At 66.5% G+C, this 20834-nt stretch carries 20 protein-coding genes; 6 read left to right on the top strand and 14 right to left on the bottom strand.

Features of this window, described 5'->3' with window-relative positions:
* The first annotated feature begins 19 nt into the window (after positions 1–19).
* Genes pqqA through pqqE form a run of 5 tightly spaced genes read left to right on the top strand, consistent with a single transcriptional unit; the run spans position 20 to position 3152 of the window.
* A complete protein-coding gene (gene pqqA, locus ACSHZY_RS11980) occupies positions 20–130 on the top strand; it encodes a pyrroloquinoline quinone precursor peptide PqqA (protein WP_435169404.1) in 111 nt (36 codons plus the stop codon).
* Between the two features lie 13 nt (positions 131–143).
* The gene (gene pqqB / locus ACSHZY_RS11975) at positions 144–1028 is read left to right on the top strand and encodes a pyrroloquinoline quinone biosynthesis protein PqqB (protein ID WP_435169402.1); all 885 of its coding nucleotides are present in this window, start codon (positions 144–146) and stop codon (positions 1026–1028) included.
* Entirely contained in the window at positions 1025–1771 is a 747-nt protein-coding gene (pqqC, locus tag ACSHZY_RS11970) for a pyrroloquinoline-quinone synthase PqqC (protein WP_435169401.1), read from the top strand. The genes pqqB and pqqC overlap by 4 nt, the downstream gene beginning before the upstream one ends.
* On the top strand, positions 1768–2043 hold the full coding sequence (gene pqqD / locus ACSHZY_RS11965; protein ID WP_435169399.1) for a pyrroloquinoline quinone biosynthesis peptide chaperone PqqD: 276 nt from the start codon (positions 1768–1770) through the stop codon (positions 2041–2043). The genes pqqC and pqqD overlap by 4 nt, the downstream gene beginning before the upstream one ends.
* 23 nt (positions 2044–2066) lie before the next feature.
* Entirely contained in the window at positions 2067–3152 is a 1086-nt protein-coding gene (gene pqqE, locus ACSHZY_RS11960) for a pyrroloquinoline quinone biosynthesis protein PqqE (RefSeq protein WP_435169421.1), read from the top strand.
* Between the two features lie 33 nt (positions 3153–3185).
* Here the strand turns inward: pqqE and ACSHZY_RS11955 are convergent, their stop codons facing one another.
* The 8 genes from ACSHZY_RS11955 to ACSHZY_RS11920 form a co-directional block, all read right to left on the bottom strand.
* Complete coding sequence (locus ACSHZY_RS11955; protein WP_435169397.1) at positions 3186–5345, bottom strand: membrane-bound PQQ-dependent dehydrogenase, glucose/quinate/shikimate family; 2160 nt, start codon at positions 5343–5345, stop codon at positions 3186–3188.
* Positions 5346–5356: 11 nt separating this feature from the next.
* Entirely contained in the window at positions 5357–5749 is a 393-nt protein-coding gene (locus ACSHZY_RS11950) for a glucose dehydrogenase (protein ID WP_435169395.1), read from the bottom strand.
* Positions 5750–5916: 167 nt separating this feature from the next.
* A complete protein-coding gene (locus ACSHZY_RS11945) occupies positions 5917–7326 on the bottom strand; it encodes a sugar porter family MFS transporter (RefSeq protein ID WP_435169393.1) in 1410 nt (469 codons plus the stop codon).
* Between the two features lie 166 nt (positions 7327–7492).
* Positions 7493–9208, bottom strand: a complete 1716-nt coding sequence (gene mqo, locus ACSHZY_RS11940) for a malate dehydrogenase (quinone) (protein WP_435169391.1) — start codon at positions 9206–9208, stop codon at positions 7493–7495.
* Between the two features lie 119 nt (positions 9209–9327).
* Positions 9328–10356, bottom strand: a complete 1029-nt coding sequence (locus tag ACSHZY_RS11935) for an ABC transporter ATP-binding protein (RefSeq protein ID WP_435169389.1) — start codon at positions 10354–10356, stop codon at positions 9328–9330.
* Positions 10353–11126, bottom strand: a complete 774-nt coding sequence (locus tag ACSHZY_RS11930) for an ABC transporter permease (protein ID WP_435169388.1) — start codon at positions 11124–11126, stop codon at positions 10353–10355. Before ACSHZY_RS11930 ends, ACSHZY_RS11935 begins: the two co-directional genes overlap by 4 nt.
* Positions 11123–12001, bottom strand: coding sequence for an ABC transporter permease (locus ACSHZY_RS11925; RefSeq protein WP_435169386.1), 879 nt, complete (start codon positions 11999–12001; stop codon positions 11123–11125). Before ACSHZY_RS11925 ends, ACSHZY_RS11930 begins: the two co-directional genes overlap by 4 nt.
* On the bottom strand, positions 11998–13104 hold the full coding sequence (locus ACSHZY_RS11920) for an ABC transporter substrate-binding protein (protein WP_435169384.1): 1107 nt from the start codon (positions 13102–13104) through the stop codon (positions 11998–12000). Before ACSHZY_RS11920 ends, ACSHZY_RS11925 begins: the two co-directional genes overlap by 4 nt.
* Positions 13105–13309: 205 nt before the next feature.
* Between ACSHZY_RS11920 and ACSHZY_RS11915 the strand changes: the two genes are divergently transcribed.
* Positions 13310–14596: an FAD/NAD(P)-binding protein gene (locus ACSHZY_RS11915; protein WP_435169382.1), complete on the top strand. Its 1287-nt coding sequence runs from the start codon at positions 13310–13312 to the stop codon at positions 14594–14596.
* On the opposite strand, the gene ACSHZY_RS11910 is transcribed toward ACSHZY_RS11915, so the two are convergent.
* The 6 genes from ACSHZY_RS11910 to ACSHZY_RS11885 form a co-directional block, all read right to left on the bottom strand.
* Positions 14593–15336: a glycerophosphodiester phosphodiesterase family protein gene (locus ACSHZY_RS11910; protein ID WP_435169380.1), complete on the bottom strand. Its 744-nt coding sequence runs from the start codon at positions 15334–15336 to the stop codon at positions 14593–14595. The genes ACSHZY_RS11915 and ACSHZY_RS11910 overlap by 4 nt on opposite strands.
* 9 nt (positions 15337–15345) lie before the next feature.
* Positions 15346–16203 carry an ABC transporter permease gene (locus ACSHZY_RS11905; protein ID WP_435169378.1) on the bottom strand — a complete coding sequence of 286 codons (858 nt, stop codon included), beginning with the start codon at positions 16201–16203 and terminating at the stop codon, positions 15346–15348.
* Positions 16204–16216: 13 nt separating this feature from the next.
* Positions 16217–17146, bottom strand: a complete 930-nt coding sequence (locus tag ACSHZY_RS11900) for an ABC transporter permease (RefSeq protein WP_435169376.1) — start codon at positions 17144–17146, stop codon at positions 16217–16219.
* A 7-nt stretch (positions 17147–17153) separates the two neighbouring features.
* Complete coding sequence (locus ACSHZY_RS11895) at positions 17154–18128, bottom strand: ABC transporter ATP-binding protein (protein WP_435169374.1); 975 nt, start codon at positions 18126–18128, stop codon at positions 17154–17156.
* Entirely contained in the window at positions 18125–19105 is a 981-nt protein-coding gene (locus ACSHZY_RS11890) for an ABC transporter ATP-binding protein (RefSeq protein WP_435169372.1), read from the bottom strand. Before ACSHZY_RS11890 ends, ACSHZY_RS11895 begins: the two co-directional genes overlap by 4 nt.
* Before the next feature lie 65 nt (positions 19106–19170).
* Positions 19171–20802 (bottom strand): ABC transporter substrate-binding protein, encoded by a 1632-nt coding sequence (locus ACSHZY_RS11885; RefSeq protein ID WP_435169370.1) that lies wholly within the window; start codon positions 20800–20802, stop codon positions 19171–19173.
* Between the last annotated feature and the right edge of the window lie 32 nt (positions 20803–20834).

The following is a 20834-nucleotide window of genomic DNA, read 5'->3' as shown; positions in this document are numbered from 1 at the left end:
AATCATAATGGAGAGCATCATGGCCTGGAAGAAACCGTCTGCCAAAGAAGTCGCTTGCGGCATGGAAATCAACATGTACGGCCCGTCGGAAGACGACCGTAACGGCCGCGACGACCGTCACCCGCTCTGATCCTTCTGAAGCGGTGAAGTTTCTCGTACTCGGCACTGCGGCAGGCGGTGGCTTGCCGCAGTGGAACTGCGGTTGCGGCAATTGCGACGCCGCGCGCGCCGGTCGCATCCCGCCCATGACCCAGTCCTCGCTGGCCGTTTCGGTTGATGGGCAGGACTGGATCGTTCTCAACGCTTCTCCCGACATCCGCGATCAACTGGCCCGCACGCCGGCGCTGCACCCTCGCAGCCGCCGCCACAGCCCCATCCGCGCGGTGATGGTGACGAATGGCGACGTGGATCACATGGCGGGCCTTCTGACGCTGCGCGAAAGCTCCCCCTTCGTTCTGCACGCGACGGCGGCCAGCCATGCGACGCTGGCGGCCAACCCGATCTTCAACGTCCTGAAACCGGACTTCGTGACCCGCGCGGTGCAGAAGCTGGATCAGCCCTTCGAAGGGATCCCAGGGCTGGAGATCACGGGATTCGCCGTGCCCGGCAAGGTGCCCCTCTATCAGGAAGGCGCGGTGGTGGAGACGCGCCTGCTGGGAGAGCAGACGATCGGCCTGCGGCTGGTTGCGGGCAGCCATGTAGCTTACTACATCCCGGGCTGTGCCGAGGTTCCGGCCGATCTCCTGCATCGCCTTCGGGACGCCGACATCCTCTTCTTCGACGGCACCCTGTGGGAGGATGACGAGATGCGGCGCACCGGAACCGGCCAGAAAAGCGGGGCGCGGATGGGACATATGTCGATGAACGGACCGGAGGGAAGCATGGCAGCGCTGGCCAGCCTGACCTGCCGCAAGATCTTCGTGCACATCAACAACACCAATCCAGTCCTGCAGCCGGGGGCCGAACGCGACGCCCTTCATGCGGCCGGATGGGAAATTGCCCATGACGGAATGGACCTGACAGCATGACACAACGACCGGCGGACGATCGGGCGGCCTTCGAGGCGCGTCTGCGCCAGATCGGCGCGGAGCGGTATCACGACAAGCATCCGTTCCACCACCTTCTGCATTCGGGCGGCTGCACGCTGGATCAGGTGCGCGCCTGGGTCATCAACCGCTATTACTATCAAAGCCGCATCCCGATGAAGGACGCGGCGTTCCTGTCGCGCTGCGAGGAGGCGAACCTGCGCCGCATCTGGCGGTCGCGGATCAAGGATCACGATGGAGGCGTGGACGAGGGCGGCGGCATCCGCCGCTGGCTGAAGCTGGCCGAAGGCGTCGGACTGGACCCGGATTACGTCGCCTCGGCCCGCGGGGTGCTTCCGGCGACGCGTTTCGCGGTGGACGCCTATGTGCGTTTCGTGCGGGACATGCCGCTGCTGCCGGCCATGGCCTCGTCCCTGACGGAACTGTTCGCGCCGGCCATCCACCAGAACCGCATCGCCGGTTTGCTGGAGCATTACGACTTCGCGAATGACGAGACGATCGCCTATTTCCGCCACCGTCTGACCGAAGCGCCCAAGGATGTCGACTTCGGCCTGAATTGGGTTCTGGATCATGCCGTCACGGCGGCGGATCAGGACGCGGCGGCCGCGGCCCTTACGTTCAAGACCGAGGTGTTGTGGGCGCAGCTGGACGCGCTGGAATGCGCCTATGTCACGCCGGGCCGCATCCCCCCCGGGGGCTGGACCCCAGGCGAGGGGATGTTGTGACCGACGACCGTGTCTTCGTCCTGCCGCGCGGGGTCCGCATGCGGTGGGACGGGGTGCGGCAGACCCAGGTGCTGCTGGGTCCAGAACGGGCGCTGATGCTGGACGACATCGGTCATGCCGTGCTGGCCGAGGTGGATGGCGAAGTGTCCGTTCAGATGATCGCGCACCGTCTGTCGCACCGTTTCGAGGCGCCGGTGGAGGTCATCCTTCCCGACGTCGCAGAGTTTCTGGATGGCCTTCAGGCCAAACGCCTTCTTGAGGTCCGGTCGTGAACCAACCCTTGTCCCACCGCCGCGTGGCCGCTCCGCCACCCATCGCCATGCTGGCCGAGCTGACGCATCGCTGCCCGCTGGCCTGCGCCTATTGCTCCAACCCCTTGCAGCTTTTGGGCGCGCAGAGCGAGCTGGACACCCAGACGTGGGAGCGCGTGTTCCGCGAGGCGGCGGCCCTTGGCGTGTTGCAGATCCACCTGTCGGGGGGCGAGCCCGCCTCGCGCCGGGATCTGGAGCGGCTGACGGCGTCGGCGTCCGCGGCGGGACTTTACACGAACCTCATCACCTCGGGGATCGGGCTGACGCGCGCCCGGCTGGAGGCGCTGGTGGAAGCGGGGCTGGACCATGTCCAGCTGTCGCTGCAGGGCGTGAACGCGGCGATCGCGGACTTCGTCGGCGGCTACAAGGGCGGGTTCGACCGGAAGATGGCGGTCGCGGCCGACATCGACGCCCTGGGCATTCCGCTGACCCTGAACGCCGTGATGCACCGGACGAACATCGCGGACCTGCCCCAGACGATCGACATGGCGCTGCAGATGAACGCCCGCCGGATCGAGGTGGCCTGCGTTCAGTTCCAGGGCTGGGCGTTGAAGAACCGCAGCGCCTTGCAGCCCACCCGCGAACAGGTGGATGTGGCCAAACGCGTCGTGGCCGAGGCGACGGCCCGTCTGCACGGGCGGCTGGTCATCGATTTCGTGCCGCCGGATTACTATGCCGATTTCCCCAAGGCCTGCATGGGCGGGTGGGGCACGACCGGCCTGAACGTGGCCCCCGACGGGCGAGTCCTTCCCTGCCACGCGGCCGAGATCATTCCCCACCTGACCTTCCCCAACGTGCGCGACATGGGGCTGGCCGAAATCTGGCGCGACAGCCAGGCCTTCAACGCCTTCCGGGGCACGGACTGGCTGCCCGAGGCGTGCCGGTCCTGTGCCCGGGTGGAACAGGATTTCGGCGGTTGCCGCTGTCAGGCCATGGCCCTGGCGGGCGACCCCTTCGCGATGGATCCCGTCTGCCACCACTCCCCCGACCGCGCCAAGGTGGATGCCCTGCTGGCGGAAGAGGCGTCGGACGACTGGACCTATCGCCGCATTGGCGCGGCGAAGGTCTGAGGGCCCCCGGCAGCGTCGGGAGCCTTCGCCACTTTACTTCGGCAGCTTGTAGGCGATGATGTAATCGCCCACCGGGGTTTCCATGAAGTGGTGCCCGGTCGCCGCGATCAGCACGTATTGCTGGCCGTCCACCTCATAGCTGATGGGGTTGGCCTGCGGACCGGCGGGCAGCACGTCGGACCACAGGGTGTCCCCCGTCTCGATGTCGATGGCGCGGAACAGGTTGTCGGTCGCGGCGCCGATGAAGATCAGGCCGCTTTCCGTCAGAACCGCGCCGCCGTTGTTCGGCGTGCCGATCTTGAACGGCAGATAGGAGGGGATGCCGAACGGCCCGTTGCGACGCGCGGTGCCGATAGGTGTGTCCCACATCGTCTCCCCGGTGTTCATGTCGATGGCGCGGATGCCGCCATAAGGGGGCTTGGTGCAGGGCACGCCGGTTCCCGTGTTGCGCCAGCCGGCGTTCACGTTGATTGCATAGGGGGCGCCCGTTTGCGGATCGCCGGCACCTTCGGCATGCCCTTCATCCGCCTTCCCGCCGCCTTCGCTGATCGGGCGCAGGCCCATCTCGTCGGCTTTTTCGCGGGGGATCAGCTTGTTGTAGTTCGGCACGTCGTTGTAGTTGGCGATCAAGACGTTGCGCTCGGTGTCGATCGCGACCGATCCCCAGTCCGAGCCGCCATTGTAGCCGGGATACTGGATCCATGGACGGTCAGCCGAAGGCGGCGTGAAGAAACCTTCGTAATGCGCACGCCGGAACTGGATGCGGCACCACAGCTGGTCGATGGGGGTGAAGCCCCACATGTCGCGTTCGATCACGTCATCCTTGCGCAGCGTGTGCCATTGCGACACGGGCTGTGTCTTCGCGATGAAGTCCGGCTCCACGCTGCCTTCGGTCGGCGTCTCGATCTCGCCCACCGGCACCAGGGATTCTCCGGTGGCGCGGTTCAGGATGTAGATGTCGCCCTGTTTCGACGGCAGCAGGATCGCCGGCGTGCCCTTGAAGTCGATCAGTGAGGCTTGGGAGCCGAGATCGTAATCCCACACGTCATGGCGAACGGTCTGGAAGGACCAGACCGGCTCCCCCGTCAGCGCGTTCAGCGCCACCAGCGAGGTCGCCCACTGACTTTCCAACTCGCTCCGGTTGGAGCCGTAGTAGTCGACCGAGGAGTTGCCCATCGGCAGGTAGACCAGCCCCAGTTCCTCGTCCGCCGTGGCGGTCGTCCACATGTTGGGCGTGCCGCGGGTGTAGGTCTCGCCCTCGGCTGGCTGACCCCGTTCACCGGGATTGCCCAGATCCCAGGCCCAAAGAAAGTCGCCCGTCACCGCATCGAAGCCGCGGATCACGCCCGAGGGCGCGTTTTCGGCCTGCCCGTCCTTCACCTGCGCGCCGGTGACCAGCACCCCCCGCACGATGGCGGGGGGCGCGGTCACGGCATACCAGCCGGGGACCTTTTCACCGATGCCGGCCCAAAGATCGACCTGACCGTCTTCACCAAAATCGGCGCAGGGCTGGCCGGTGGTCAGATCCACGGCGATCAGGCGGGCATCGATCGTCCCTTCGATCACGCGGGTCTTGCACTGCGCATCCTCGGGCAGGGCGGGGGCGGTGTAGGTGGACACGCCCCGGCAGGACGCCGAATAGGGGATTGCATCGTTCGACACCTTGGGATCGAAGCGCCAGTTCTCCTTCCCGGTCGCCGCGTCGATGGAGATCAGGATGTTCTTGGCCGAACACATGACCAACTGGCGGCCGATCTTCAGCGGGGTGGTTTCGGCGGCGTATTTGTTCTTCGCGTCGCCCGTGGGCATGTCGCCGGTGCGGTAGACGAAGGCGCGCTCCAGCTGGTCCACGTTGTCGGGCGTGATCTGCGACAATGGGGAATGGCGGGTCGCCTGCGCGTCGCCGCCCCAGAATGGCCAGTCGGCCCCCACCTGCGGCTGCGGTTGGGCCGCGCGGTCCCGTGGTGCGGGGGCGGGAACTTCAGCCGGGCCTGTATTGGCTTCGGGTTGGGTGCCGGGGGGCAGTTCCGGCTCGCCCGGCGCGGCGGCGTCGGGCTGGGCGGGCGTTTCGGGCGTGGGTTGTGCGGGAACGGGTTGTTCCTGTGTGGGGGGCGGCGTGTCTTGCGCCAGAACCGGAAGCGCGGTGGAAGCCAGCAGCGTCGCGAGCGAGGCCCGCAGGATCAAGGATGTCATGATCTTCCCCCTCAACGGATGCGATTGCGGCCAAGCGCCGGCAGAACCAGCACGATCAGCACAAGAACGACCGTGGGGGCGACCAGACGCGGCACCTGCGCCCAGACATCCAGACCAACCTCCCAGAAGGCCCAGATCACGGTCAGCAGCCAGATGACGACGTAAAGGGGAAGGGCGGCGCGGCGCTGTCTGGCCAGCAGCCAAGCCGTCACCATAAGGCCAAAGCCCGCCAGGGCATAATACCAGCTTCCCCCCAGAACGATCAGCCAGATCCCACCGCCGAACAGGGCCAGCCCGAACAGCGCCAGCACGATCGACAGAACAAGCGCCCCCGCCTTCCAGCCGCCGGATCGGGGCGTCCCTGCCCGCAACCATGAGGATCTGTCGAATGTCGTATCAGCCATGGGCCCCCCCGCGCGCTCTGGTTCAAGGCTTTCGCCCGTCGCGCGGGCTTGGCCAGCTTTCAGCAGCAAGTGGGGCCGGACCGTGGAAAGTCGAGGAATATCGCGCCCGTGAACGGCAAAGGGCGGCACCTTGGTGCCGCCCTTCCGTCAGGTCGATCGGATCACGTTCAGTGCGTGTCGCGGATCTGTTCCAGCGTCCGGCCCTTCGTTTCCTCGATCGCGCGCCATACGAAGATCAGCGACAGCAGGGCGAAGAAGGCGTAAAGGCTGTAGGCGAAGTCCAGACCGATCCCCGACAGGATCGGGAAGGTGGTGGAGATGGCGAAGTTCGCCAGCCACTGCGCCGCCGCCGCGATCCCAAGGGCCATGCCCCGAATGCGGTTGGGGAACATCTCTCCCAGCAGAACCCAGACGACGGGACCCCAGCTTGCGGCGAAGCCCAGGATGAACAGGTTGGCCGCGACCAGCGCGATCATGCCCCAAGGGTCCGGCAGCGTCAGCGTGCCATCGACCACGGCAGCGTTGTGGAAGGCCAGCGCCATGACAGCCAGCGTGACCGTCATCGTCGCCGAACCCGCCAGCAGCAGCGCGCGGCGGCCCACCTTGTCGATCAGCGCGATCGCAAGGAAGGTGGCAAGGATGTTCACGAAAGACATGAAGACCGAGATCATGAAGCTGTTCGATTCATCAAAACCGACCGACTGCCACAGCGTGGTGGAGTAGTAGAAGATCACGTTGATGCCGACGAACTGCTGGAACACCGACAGGATGATCCCGACCCAGACCACCGGCAGGAACAGGAACGTGCCCCCCTTCAGGTCCGAGAAGGACTTGCGCGCATCCGCCGTGACGGTCGCCCGGATTTCCTGGATCATCCGGGGAATGTGGGCCGGGGCCACGCCGACGACGTTCTGAAGGACGGTGGCCGCCTCGGACGTCCGGTTGCGTTCCACCAGGAAACGCGGGGATTCGGGCAGGCGCAGCGCCATCAGGCCGTAGGCCGCGGTGGGCACGATGGCCGACAGGAACATCCAGCGCCATGCGGGCAGGCCCCACAGCGTTTCGGCCGCGCCGCCGGCGGCACGGGCAAAGAGCGCGCTGACCAGAAGGGACAGGAAGATGCCGAACACGATCGCCATCTGCTGAAGCGATCCCAGCCGGCCGCGCGCGTCCGAAGGCGACACCTCGGCGATATAGGCCGGCGCGATGACCGAGGCGAAGCCGACGCCGATGCCGCCGACGAAACGCCAGAAGATCAGGTCATAGGCGGAAAAGGCGAAGGCGGACCCGATCGCCGACACGGCCAGCAGCGCCGCGGCGATCAGCATGGTGCGCACGCGGCCCAGTTTGTCTGCGCAGACGCCCGCGTACCAAGCGCCGACCATCGCCCCCAGAAGGGCGCAGGACACGGTGAAGCCGATGCCGGCAGCGGACAGGCCGAAGCGGTCGCGCACGGCGTCGACGGCGCCGTTGATGATGGAGCTGTCATAGCCGAACAGGAATCCGCCCAAGGCGGCCGTCCCCGTGACAAGGAACAGGCGGCCCGACAGGGCGCCGTCGTGAACTTGATTTTGCATCTAACCTCGGGAAACAACGTCACAATTGCCGGTGCATCTGGCTTGCGGCGACGCAAGGTCAACGCAACCGGCGATCCCGCGTCATGGCAGGACGTCATGGGGTTGGCAAGGAACCAACTGCATCAAGTAAAGCAAAACGGCGCCGTCCGGCGCCGTTCGCATCAGGTCAGAGAGCCATGTCCGGCTGGGGTGCCACCGTGCCCGTCGGGGCGACACGGTTGTCCTGCTGTTCCTGCAGGCGGCCCGGATGGATGACCGGCGGCGCAATGGCCAGTTGCAGGATCTGCGACGTGCGGTTCCATTCCTGCTGCAGAAGTTCGGGGTTCTCGTTCAGCTTCTGGCCATAGCTGGGCACGATTTCCTTCATCTTCGCCTGCCATTCCGGCGTCGCCAGCTTTTCGCCGAAGACCGTCTTCAACAGCGTCAGCATGATCGGCGCCGCGGTCGAGGCGCCGGGCGAGGCGCCCAGAAGCGCCGTCAGCGTGCCGTCTTCCGAAGCCACCAGCTCGGTCCCCAGTTTCAGCACGCCACCTTCCTCGGGGTCGCGCTTGATGATCTGCACGCGTTGGCCCGCCTGCCACAGGCGCCAATCCTCGGCCTTGGCTTCGGGATAGTATTCGCGCAGCGCGTCGATCCGGTCTTCGTCCGACAGCATCAGCTGGCCGGCCAGATACTGGACCAGGCTGAACTGGTCGAAGCTGACCTTCAGCATCGGCCACAGGTTGTCCAGCGTGACCGAGGCCGGAAGGTCGAAATACGACCCGTTCTTCAGGAACTTCGTGGAGAAGGTCGCGAAGGGCCCGAAGAGGACCATCTGCTTGCCGTCCAGAACGCGGGTGTCAAGGTGCGGTACCGACATGGGCGGGGCGCCGACCGTCGCCTGACCGTAGGCCTTGGCCAGGTGGCGCGTCGCGACGTCGGGATTCTCGCATACAAGGAACGATCCGCCGACCGGGAAGCCGGCATAGTCGTCGCCTTCCGGGATGCCCGACATCTGCAGCAGCGGCAGCGCACCGCCGCCCGCGCCCAGGAACAGGAACTTCGCGTTGATCACACGCTCGTTGCCGCCCGCCGTGTCGGCCAGCGTCACGCGCCACGAGTTGTCATCGTTGCGCTGGATGTCCTGCACCTCGGTTCCCGTTTGCAGGGCGAAGTTCGGGAGTGTTTGCAGATGGGCGATGTATTGGCGCGTCACCTCGCCCCAGTTGGCGTCGGTGCCCAGCGGCGACCAGGTGGCGGCCAGCTTCTGGTTCGGGTCGCGCCCTTCCAGCATCAGGGGCACCCATTCCGCGATCTTCGCGTGATCGGTGGAGAATTGCATCCCGGCAAACAGCGGGCTGGACTTCAGCGCCTCGAAACGTTTGGCGAGGAAGGCGGTGTTCTCGTCGCCCCACACGAAGCTCATGTGCGGGGTGGAGTTCAGGAACGAGCGCGGGTTCTTCAGCACGCCACGCTCGGTCTGATAAGCGAGGAACTGGCGCGTGACCTGCCATTGTTCGTTGATGTCGATGGCTTTTTCGATGTGGACGTCGCCGTTGCTGTCTTCCGGCGTGTAGTTCAGTTCGGCCAGGGCCGAGTGTCCGGTGCCCGCGTTGTTCCAGCCGTTGGAGCTTTCTTCGGCGACGGCGTCCAGACGCTCCACCATCTCGTAGGTCCAGCCGGGTTCCAGCTCGCTCAGCAGAACGCCCAGCGTCGCGCTCATGATGCCGCCGCCGATCAGCAGGACGTCCACGGACTTGTCGGCAGTCTGCGCGTTGGCGGCAAAGGCGGGAAGCGTGGTCACGGCGGCGCCGGCGGCGGCGGTTCCCAGAAGCTGCCGGCGGTTCATACGAAACTGCGCGGAGGAGGCTTCGGCCCGCGGGCCAACAGTCTTTTGCGTCATTGGTTCAGCCAACTCGATCAATAGCAATACGTCCCCCCCGGGCGCCGTCTAGACCGTTCCACCGGAAGGGGCAAGCCGTGTGCCGTCGTATACATATGAAAAGGTCGCTTATTTTCCGGTCAGGCTGCCACAATAACAGGATCGGAAGGATGGAAGCCGACCATCACCTGCGTCCCGACGGCCGGAGGGGCGGTCCGGTCGTTGAAGCGGTCCATCGCCAGGGCCTGCCCCGCCACCTCCACCCGGATCCGCTGAACGGAGCCGAGGAAATCGACCGCCGTCACCTGCGCCGGAAGCTGAAGGGGACCGCCATCCAGCCGCAGCATTTCCGGACGCAGGCCCAGCGTCACGGCGCCTGCGGGCAAAACACGCTGCAGGTCCAGCCGATGGGGCCCCAGCACGAAGGTCGATCCTTCGGATACGCCATCCAGCGTGTTCAGCGTGCCGACGAACCCGGCCACAAAGCGGGTCGCGGGGTGGTTGTAGATGTCGAAGGGCGTGCCGATCTGATCCGCGATCCCCTGATGCATGACGACGACGCGGTCCGACAGGGACAGCGCCTCTTCCTGGTCATGGGTCACGAAGATGGTGGTGATGCCCATCTTGCGCTGGATGTCACGGATCTGATTGCGCAGCGACACGCGGATCTTGGCGTCCAGCGCCGACAGGGGTTCGTCCAGCAGCAGCACCTTGGGCTGGGGGGCCAGCGCGCGGGCCAGCGCCACCCGCTGCTGCTGCCCGCCGGAAAGCTGCCACGGATAGCGGTCGCCCATCTGGGGCAGGCCGATCAGGTCCAGCATTTCGCCCACGCGGGGCGCGATCTGGCGGGCAGGCGTGCCCTTCACCCGCAGACCGAAGCCCACGTTCTGCGCCACCGTTAGGTTCGGAAACAGAGCGTAGGATTGGAACACCATCCCGATGTCGCGCTTGCGCACGCCAAGCCGCGTCACGTCGCGGCCGTCGATGGACACGGTGCCGGCGTCCGGAACCTCGAACCCGGCGACCATGCGCAGGACGGTGGTCTTGCCGCAGCCCGACGGCCCGAGGAGGGAAATGAATTCCCCCCGCTCCACCTCCAGCCGGAAGTCGCGGACGACGGGGGTGCCGCCGAAGCTTTTCTGCAGGTTGGACAGGGTCAGGAAACTCATGCGCGGGCCTTGGCGAAACGGGTGAACAACTGGATGGCGCCCATGCAGGCCCATGTGATCGCGAAGGCGATGGTGGCCAGCGCGAAGGGTTCATAGGCGCGGTTGGCGCCCATCAGTTGCAGATACGGGCCGAAGGCCGGCCGGTTCAGAAGCGCCGCCATGGTGAATTCCCCCATCACAATGGCGAAGGTGACGAAGGCGCCCGACAGCACGGCCACCAGCACGTTGGGCAGGATGATCCGCAGCAGGATCGTGAACCAGCCCGCGCCCAGCGACTGCGCGGCCTCGGTCAGGGTGGCGATGTCGATGGCGCGCATTCCCGTGTCCACCGCCCGGTACATGTAGGGCAGGGCCAGCGTGGCGTAGCCGAACATCAGCAAAAGGTTCGTGCCAGTCAGCGACCCGGTCAGCGGCAACCAGCTGGAGGTGTTGTAGAGGCGGATGTAGCCGAAGACGATCACGATGGCGGGGATGACCAGCGGCAGCAGCGTCACAAACTCGATCACCGGGCGCAGATGGGGCAGGCGCAGGCGGACCCAGAAGGCCGTCGGCACCACAAGGACCATGCCGAACACGATGGTCGCCAGCGCCATCATCACCGAATACAGGAACGTCTGCCGGAACTGCGGGTCGGTCAGCACGATGCGGTAGGCATCGAAGCTGTATTCCCCGCGCCGCATCGACAGCGAGAACTCGACCATCCCGATCAGCGGCAGGATGAAATACACGAGGCCGAGGATCAGGACGGCCCAGGCGGCGGCACGGGTCATTTCAGCCACCTTTCGGCCCGGACGCGCAGGACGATGTAGATCAGGTTGGCCGCCCCCGTGATCACGATCATCCCGAAGGCCATGGCATAGCCCAGATGGGGGTTGCCCAGCACGTCGCCGCGGATCTGGGCGAACAGGCTGATCGGCACGATGTTCAGCGACGACCCCGTCAGCGCGTAGGCCGTGGCCACGGCGCCGAAGGCGTTGGCGAACAGCAGCGCAAAGGTCCCCAGAAGCGTGGGAAACAGGATCGGCAGCGCCACGATGCGCCAGTACTGCGCGCCGGTGGCCCCGAGGCAGGACGCGGCCTCGCGCCATTCGCGCTTCAGGCCGTCCAGCGCGGGGGTGACGATCAGGATCATCAGCGGGATCTGAAAGAACAGGTAGGTGATCGTCAGTCCCCAGAAGCTGAGGATGTTGAACCCGTAGGCGCGCAGGTTGATCCCCAGTTCGGTTCGCAGCACGCCCGTGACAAGGCCGAGCGGCCCGAGGGTGGCCAGAAAGGCGAAGGCCAGCGGCACGCCCGCGAAGTTCGACGCGACGCCCGAAAACGTCATCAGCGGCGCGCGGATGGCGCGGGGCAGCCCGCCCAGCACCACCGCCGCCGCCATGGCGAACCCGACAAGGCAGCCGATCGCCGCCGAGGCGACCGAGATCTTGATGGAAATCCAGTAGGACGACAGGATCGAGGGCGTGAACAGCCCCCGGATGTTGGCTAGCGTGAAGCCCCCCTCCGGCGTGCGGAAGGCGCCCAGAACGATGTTCAGGGTGGGTGCGATCAGGAACATCGCGATGAACAGCGCAAAGGGCAGGATGCCAAGCCACGCCGGATCGAACCGGCGTGGACGTTTTGCGGGGGGCCTTCGGTCGGTCACTGGACGTTGGCGCCCACGACCTGATCCCAGGCGCCGGTCACGGCCTCTTGGTTCTGGGCCTGCTGGTCCAGCGTCGGGAAGACGGCCTTGGCATAGGCGTCGGCCGGGGGCAGGGCGTCGATCAGTTCCTGCGGAACGGACCCCGCCTCCACCATGGCGTTGAAGCGGGCAGGGTGGCAGTATCCCTTCAGCCAAAGGTTCTGGCCTTCATCCGAATACAGATACTCCATCCACAGCTTCGCGGCATTCGGATGCGGCGCGTGGGCCGAGATGCCTTGTACGTAGACGCCGGCCAGCACGCCCGTTTCCGGCACGACGATCTGCGTGGGCGGGTTGCCGTTCAGGCTGTCGCGCCAGGACAGCGCGTTGTAGTCCCAGGCCACGACGATCGGCGTCGCGCCCTGCGCCAGCGTGCCGGCCTTGCCGATGACGGGCACGAAGTTGCCATTCGCGTTCATCTGCTTGAAGTAGTCGAGGCCCGCCTCCGCCGCGGCCTTGCCCGGTTCGGCCCCGGTCGACAGGCCCGCCGCCTGCACCGACAGGATCGCTTGAGCGGAAGCCCGAGGATCGCCCGACAGCGCGACCTGACCGGCATATTCCTCGTCCAGCAGGTTGGCCCAGTCCGTGGGCATCTCCGTCACCAGATCCTCGTTCACGAGGAAGGCCATCACGCCGTAATAGCCGGCATACCAGTTGCCGTCCGGATCCTTGATGTCGTCCGAGATCTGATCCCAGTTCGACACCTTGTAGGGTTGCAGCAGGCCTTCCTTGGCCGCCTGCGGGCCAAAGGCCAGACCCACATCCAGAACGTCAGGCGCCTGCGGGCCGGTGTTGCCCTTGTTGGCGCGCACGGCTTCCAGTTCATCCGCGGAACCGGCGTCGGGGTTCAGCTCGTTCACCTGGATCCACGGGTATTTGGCCTTGAAGCCAGCGATGACGTCGCCATAGGCGCACCAGTTGTGCGGCAGGGCGATGGTGGTCAGCATGCCTTCCTTCTTCGCCGCTTCTTCCAGCGCGGCCATATCCTGCGCGGGGGCAAGGGAGGTGGAGGCCAGAAGCGCCGCGGCGCCCAGCATCAGGTGGCGGGGGGTCGATCCGATCATCCGTATCTCCGTGCTTCTGTCCGGCCATCGGGCGCGGATTCGCCGGGATCATAGGCAAAAAACCGGCACCGCCCAAAGAAGATTTTGTGACGGACCGGCGCGGGGTAAGGGCTGAAAGCTGTTCTTGCAAATCAGTCGGGGGCGGAACAAAAGACCGCAACGGGCCGCTTCTTCTGAACAGCCTTTCGAAGCAAAGGGACTTGCGATGACGGACATCCATGGATCGACGCATGATCTTGTCATCGGGGGCGGGGCGACGGGCGTGATCATGGCCGCGCAGATCCTGCGCCAGTCTAATCGCCGGGTCACGTTGGTCGGGCGGGACGCCGTGTTCGGGCACGGCATCGCCTATGCGACCAAGGACCCGGACCACCTGCTGAACACCCGCGTCGCGAACATGAGCGCGTATCCCGACCGGCCCACCGATTTTCAGGATTGGCTGGCCGCGAACGGCCTTCCATCGGACCCCGAGGGGTTTGTCAGCCGTGCCGTCTATGGCTGTTACATGCAGGATCTGCTGCGGCCCTGGCGGGACGATCCACGTCTGACCGTTCTTCAGGGGGAGGTGGTTCGCCTGCGCCCGGACACCGCCGGGGTCACGGCCACGCTGGAGGATGGGCGGACGGTGCAGGCGGACCGGGCGCTTCTGGCGACCGGCCATGCGCTGGCGGCCGAGGAGGCGGGCATGGACAACGCCTGGCGCTTTGAAGGCCAGCAGGCGACGGAGGGGCGGGTGGTGATCATCGGGTCCGGCCTCAGCATGGTGGACCAGACACTGTCGCTACTGAACTCCGGCCACCGGGGCCCCATCGTCAGCGTGTCGCGGCGGGGGTTGCTGCCGCTTCCCCATGCGGACGATCCGCCTTGCAGCCAGGCGGTCGATCCGCCGGTCGGCGTTCCGGTCAGCCGGCTTTTGCACTGGGCGCGGCAACAGGCCCGCGCGGCGGAAGCGGCGGGCGGAACCTGGCGCGACACCGTCGACAGTGTCCGCCCGCACGCCCAAGCCCTGTGGCAGGGGATGTCGCCGGACCAGCGTCGGCGGTTCCTGCGCCACGCGGCCTCATGGTGGGGGATCCATCGACACCGCATTCCGCAAGGGTCGTGGGCGCGGATCCGTAAGGCGATGGCCAGCGGCCAGCTTGCCATCCAGCGCGGCAGCTTCCGCCGGGCGGAGCCGGGCGCGGCCCATCTTCGCCATCCGGACGGAAGCGAAAGCCGGCTGGAAGCGGCGCGCATCATCGACTGCCGCGGCATCCTGCGCGACCCCGCCACCCACGGCTCCCCCTTGGTGCGCGACCTGCTGGAACAGGGGCACGCCCGGATGGACCCGCTGCGCATCGGGCTGGACGTGACGACGGACGGGGCGCTGATCGGGCGGGACGGCCGGCCGGAGCCGCGCCTTCGGGCCGTCGGCCCCGTGGCCCGCGCCGCCTTGTGGGAGATCACGGCCATCCCCGACATCCGCGAACAGGCGGCGGAACTGGCCCGCTAGGCCCCCTGCAACTGGCGCACCAGCACCGGATCGTCCGATACGAGGAAGCCGGGGTCGTGGGCGATCCAGCGGCGGATCGTGTCCGGATCGTTGAGGGTCCAGACCGACATCGCCTCCATCGGGCGCAGGCGCTGGATGACGTCCAGCTCCGCCTCGAACAGTTCGTGATGGACGCCGACAACATCCACCAGCCCATCGACCCGTTGCAGGAAGGCCGCGATTCCGCACTGCCGGTCCGCCCAGTCCCGGTTGACCGAGATCAGGCGCCGAAACTCCGGCGCCAGTTCCCGCACCTCCTCCACCACCGTGATGTCGAAGCTGTGCAGGACGGACCGGTTCACCAGCCCCCGGGCGCGCAGCACGGTGGCCACTTGCGTGACCATGCCGGGATAGGGGCGGCCCGCCTCGTCCGCCTTCAGCTCCACGTAAAGGTCCGAGGTGCCGGTGGCCAGCACCTCCAGCGCCTCCTCGAACGACGGCACGCCTTCGTCGATGGCGGCGCCGTCCGGCCCTTTCAGGCGCAGGGCGCGGCGGCTGTCGGGGGTCAGGGCGCGGACGGGTCCGGTGCCAGTGGTCGTGCGGTTCAGCGTGGCGTCGTGGATCACCACAAGCTCCCCCGCATCGGTCAGATGCAGGTCGAATTCGATCGCGTCGAAGCCGAGCTTGACTGTTTCCCGAAAGCCGAGGAGGGAGTTTTCCGCCCAAAGGTTGCGGGCACCGCGATGGGCCATGATCTTCATGGAAGGTCCTTACCGGATGGTGGGGTCAAGCTTGTCGCGCAGCCAGTCGCCCAAAAGCGAGATGGAGAGTGTCGTCAGCACGATGACAACCGAGGGGGCGAGCATGATCCAGGGCGCCCGCGTCAGGTATTCCCGCCCGAAGCCCACCATGTTGCCGAGCGACGATTCCGGCGGCTGCACGCCAAGGCCAAGAAAGCTTAGGCCGGATTCCATCAGGATGATCTCGGGGAAGGTCAGCGTCATCGACACGATCAGGGTGGAGGCGACATTGGGCAGGATATGCTTGAGATACACGCGCCCCGGCGTCGCCCCCAGCTGCACGACCGCCGAGGCATAGCCTTGGGCCGAAGCCGATATGGCCAGACCCCGCGCGATGCGAGCATAGCGTTCCCAGCCATAGAACCCCATCAGGCAGACCAGCAGCACCATGGAGGTGCCGAAGAAGGCCAGCACCGACAGCGCCATGATCATGAAGGGCAGCGCGGCCTGAAAATCGGCCAGCGCCATCACCAGGTGTTCTACCCAGCCGCGGAACTGCGCGGCGAGGAACCCCAGCGTCGTGCCGAAGACGGCGGACAGGATCGTGGCCCCGAAGGCGATCATCAGCGACATGCGGATGGATTGCAGCAGGCGGGACAGCACGTCGCGCCCCAACTCGTCCGTGCCCAGAAGGTGCTCCGGCGTGCCCATGGGGGCGAGGCGGGCCATCAGGTCCATGCGCGTGATCTCGTACGGGCGAAGAAGGTCGGCGAAGATCGCGACGCCCACCATCAGCGCCAGCCAGATTCCGGCCAGCGCCACGAGGACCGGGATCTTCAGGCGCAGGCGGCGCACAAGCTTAGGGGGGTTCGCGGTGGCGGTGGTCATGCAAACCTCCGTTTCAATGTGCCGGACGGGCGCTGCGCAGGCGCGGGTCCAGAAGGCCGTAGGCCAGATCGACAACAAGGTTCGCCACCACCATGGACGCGGCGATCACCAGCAGCAGGCATTGCACCACGGCCAGATCCCGGTTCGACACCGACACCACGATCAGCCGCCCCACGCCGGGCCAGGAAAAGATGCTTTCCACCACCACGGCCCCCGCGATCAGTGCGCCGACCATGAAGCCCACCAGCGTGACGATCGGCACGGCGGCGTTGGGCAGCGCGTGCTTCCACACCACGTCGCGCCAAGGCAGGCCCTTGGCCATGGCTGTGCGGATATAGGGCTGGCCCAGCACCTCGATCATGGCGGAGCGGGAAAAGCGGGCGAGGATGCCGATCCCGCCGATGGACAGGGTGGCGATGGGCAGGATCGCGTGGCGCCATGTGTCCTGCCCGCCCGACGGCATCCAGTCCAGCGTCACGGCGAAGATCAGCACCAGAACCAGCCCCAGCACGAAGGACGGGATGGTGAAGCCGAAGATCGACAGCAGGATGACGCCCCGGTCGGCGATGGAATCCCGGTGCAGCGCGGCATAGATCCCGGCCGGAATGCCGATGCACAGCTTCAGCATCAGCGCAGGCAGCGTCAGCGCCAGCGTGGCGGGCACACGCTCCATCACCAGTTGAAGCGCGGGGGAGCCGTCGCGCATCGACACGCCGAAGTCGAAATGCATCAGCTGCTGAAGATAGGCGAGGTATTGCTGCCACAGCGGATCGTCCAGACCCCAGCGGGCGCGGAAGGCGTCGACGGCGTCCTGCGGCGCGTCGGGCCCCAGCATGATCTGCGCGGGATCGCCCGACAGGCGAAGAACGACAAAGGCGAAGGTCATGACCAGAAGGATGGTCAGGATCGCGCGCAGCAGCCGGGTCAGGATGAAATTGGCCATGGGATTCTCAGGCGGCGGAAGTCTGGGGTTCGTCCAGCCGCAGGCAGGCGGCCAGCCGCCCGTCCCGAGGCAACAGCGCGGGTTCGATCGTGGCGCAGGCGGGGCGGGCGAAGCGGCAACGCGGATGGAAGGCGCAGCCCGAAGGGCGCTGTGCGGGGTTCGGCGGCTCCCCCGACAGGATGATCCGGCCACCCAGCCCCTGTCCCGCCTTCGGGATGGAGGAGACGAGCGCCTGCGTGTAGGGGTGCCGCGGGTCCGAGAAGATCTCGTCCGAGGACGCCTCCTCCACCACGCGGCCCAGATACATCACGGCCACGCGGTCGCAGATGTTGCGCACCACCTTCAGATCGTGGCTGATGAAGACCATGGTCAGGGATTGCTGTTCCTGCAGGTCGCGCAGCAGGTTCACCACCTGGGCTTGGATCGACACGTCCAGCGCCGAGACGGGTTCGTCGCAGACCAAGAAACGCGGACGGGAGGCCAGCGCACGGGCGATCACCACCCGCTGGCGTTGGCCGCCCGAAAGTTCATGCGGATAGCGGTCCGCCTGGTCGGGACGCAGACCGACCTGTGCCATCAGCGCGTCGACGCGGGGGTGGATGTCATCCTGCAGCAGGCCGTGGATCTCCAGCGGTTCGGCGATCTGGCGGGCGATGGTCAGGCGGCGGTCCAGTGCGGCCAGCGGGTCCTGATAGATCAGCTGCATCTCCGCCCGCAGGCGGCGCCATTCCTTGGTGCGCGGGGCGGGCATCGGCCGGCCTTGCCAGCGCACCTGCCCGGCGAAAGGGGCCTCCAGCCCCAGAAGCATCCGGCCCAGCGTGGACTTGCCCGATCCACTTTCGCCGACGATGCCAAGGATTTCTCCCTCGCGCACCTGAAGGTCGATGCCGTCCACCGCTCGCACCGAGGACGTGTCGCCGAACATCGACCGTGCCGTTGTATATTGCTGGACAAGGCCTTCGGCCTGCAGAAGCACCGTCATACGAGGGCCTTTTCGCGATGAGGTTGGGGCGCGGACACCGGATAGAAGCAGGCGACCTCTCCGCCCACGGCCTGCGGTTTCAGGTCGGGAAGGTGGTCGCGGCAGAAGGCGGTGGCGCGGGGGCATCGGGGGGCGAAGGCGCAGCCGGGGGGAAGGTGCTTCGGATCGGGCACCGTGCCCTCGATCGGCTGAAGGCGGCGGCGATCGGCGTCGATCTCGGGGATCGCGGCGAACAGGCCGTGGGTGTAGGGGTGGCGCGGGGCGCCGAACAGTTCTGCAATGTCGGCCCGTTCCACGATGCGCCCGGCATACATGACCGCCGCACGGTCGCACACGGCGGACACGGCGCCAAGATCATGGCTGATGAACACCATCGCCATGCCGGTCTGGCGGCGCAGGCTGGCCAGAAGATCCAGAATCTGCGCCTGGATCGTCGCGTCCAGCGCCGTGGTCGGTTCGTCCGCGATCAGAAGGTCGGGCTGGCCCGCCAGCGCCATGGCAATCATGATGCGCTGGCACTGCCCGCCGGAAAACTCGTGCGGGTAAAGGTCGATGCGGGTGCTGGCGGCCGGGATGCCCACCATGTCCATCAACCGGATCGCCTCGGCCCGTGCCGCGGCCCCGTGCAAGCCGCGATGCAGGCGCAGGCTTTCGCCGATCTGGCGGCCGACGCGGTGCACCGGGTTCAGCGAGGAGGACGGGTCCTGAAAGATCATCGCGATCCGTGCGCCGCGCACCTTTTCCACCATCGAACGCGGCGCGCCGATCAGTTCCCGCCCCTCCAGCGTGACGGAGCCCGAGACGCGGGCCTTGCCCGCCAGAAGGCCAAGCGCGGCCAGCCAGGTGACGGACTTGCCGCACCCGCTTTCGCCCACAAGGCCCACGGCCTCCCCCTTGGCGATGTCCAGATCGATGCCGTGCAGAACCTGCACGCCGTCAAAGCTAACGCGCAGGTCACGGAGCGAGACAAACGACATGCGCCCGTCCTTTCCTTGGGTCGTTCAGCACGGGGGTAGGTTTGGCCCACCCCCCGTGGCGCGGATCACGCGTTCCAGTTCTCGGCGCGGAAATCCATGGCGAAGGCGGGTGCTGCCTTCCACTTCAGATCGGACTTCATGCCGGTGAAGACCGCATTCTGGTGCAGGACCGTGAAGGCCGGATCCTCGCGCTCCGTGATCTGCAGCAGGCGGGCGATGGCCTTCTTGCGTTCCGCCCGGTTGGTGGAGGTTTCCATTACCAGCGACAGCCGGTCCACTTCCTCGTTCCAGTAGTCGCGCTTCTGCTGCGCCTCGCCGTTCGGGCCGAACTGGACAACCAGCGGCGTGATCGGGTCGTTGATGTTGTTGGACGCCGACCAGTCGCGCACGCCCTTGGTGCCCGCGGGATCGTGGACCTGCGCCCAGTTCTCCTTCATCTCGATCTCGACGTTCAGGCCGACCTGCTTCCACATCTCCACCAGGATCTGCGCGGTGGGGGTCTGGTTGGTGTAGTAGTTGTTCAACAGGCGATAGGGGATCGCGTCGCCCTTGTAGCCGGCCTGCTTCAGAAGGTCCTGCGCCAGTTCGGGGTTGTATTCCGGCGCGCCCCAGCCTTCGACGAACATGTCCGAGGTCTTGAAGCTGTCGAACTGCATGCCCGCTGGGATGGCCGTCTGCCCGCCCCACAGCGCATCGACGATCGCCTGACGGTCGATCGAATGGGTGAAGGCGCGGCGGACCAGCGGGTCGGCCAGGATCTCGTTCTGCTTGTTGAAGACGGTGATCCGGTGGTTCCAGATGGTCGACGACTGCACCTCCAGCCCCGGGGCGGCGGCGACGGTCGCGATCTGGTCGGGCGGCAGGTCGCAGGCGAAGTCGTATTCGCCCGACAGCAGGCCGTTCACGCGGCTGGCGACTTCGGGCACCTCGACAAAGCGGATGCGGGCCAGCGGCGGGCGGCCGCCCCAGTAGTCGTCAAAGGCCACAAGGGTCAGCGACACGTCGGGGCGGAACTCTTCCACCCAGTAGGGGCCGGTGGTGACGGGCTTGTTGGCCCATTCGGCATAGGTCTTGGCCTCGTCCCAGGCGCGCTTGTTCGTGATCTGCGATCCGAAGGCGTAAAGGCGGCCTTCCAGCGTCACGTCGGGCGTCGCGTTCAGGAAGCGGACCGTGTACTTGTCCACGGCCTCCACCCCGCGCAGGGCGGGCCACAGGCGGCGCGCGATGCCGGGAATGGCGGCCGGCAGTTCCTTGGCGTTCTGCGGCTTGAAGTTCTCCTCGTACAGCGTCTTGCCGCCGGCGGGCGGGGTGCCCGCGAACAACCGCTCGTCCGAGAAGGAGAAGACCACGTCTTCGGCTGTCAGCTCGTCACCATTGTGGAAGCGGACGCCTTCGCGCAGCTTCAGCTCGATCGTCTGGTCGTCAATGCGCTTCCATTCGGTGGCCAGACCCGCGACGGGGCCCTGGTTGCCCATCCAGTCGCGGTTGATCAGGCCTTCCCAGAGGTTGGGGAAGAACACCCGCTCGCCCACGTTGGACTGTTCGTTCCAAACGTCCAGCGTGTTGTTGTTGGTGATCTTCTGCACCGCGATCGTGATCTCGCGGCGCGCGCCCTGGGCCATCATGCGGCGCGGCAGGATCAGCGTGCCGGCGGCGGCTCCGATAAGCCCGAGTGTGTGACGGCGATTGATCAGCATATGTCCCTCTGGAAGTGCGTGTGACACCTTGG

Source organism: Falsirhodobacter sp. 1013 (assembly GCF_051195255.1).
GTDB lineage: Bacteria > Pseudomonadota > Alphaproteobacteria > Rhodobacterales > Rhodobacteraceae > Falsirhodobacter.
This window is presented reverse-complemented; position numbering and strand designations above follow the sequence as displayed.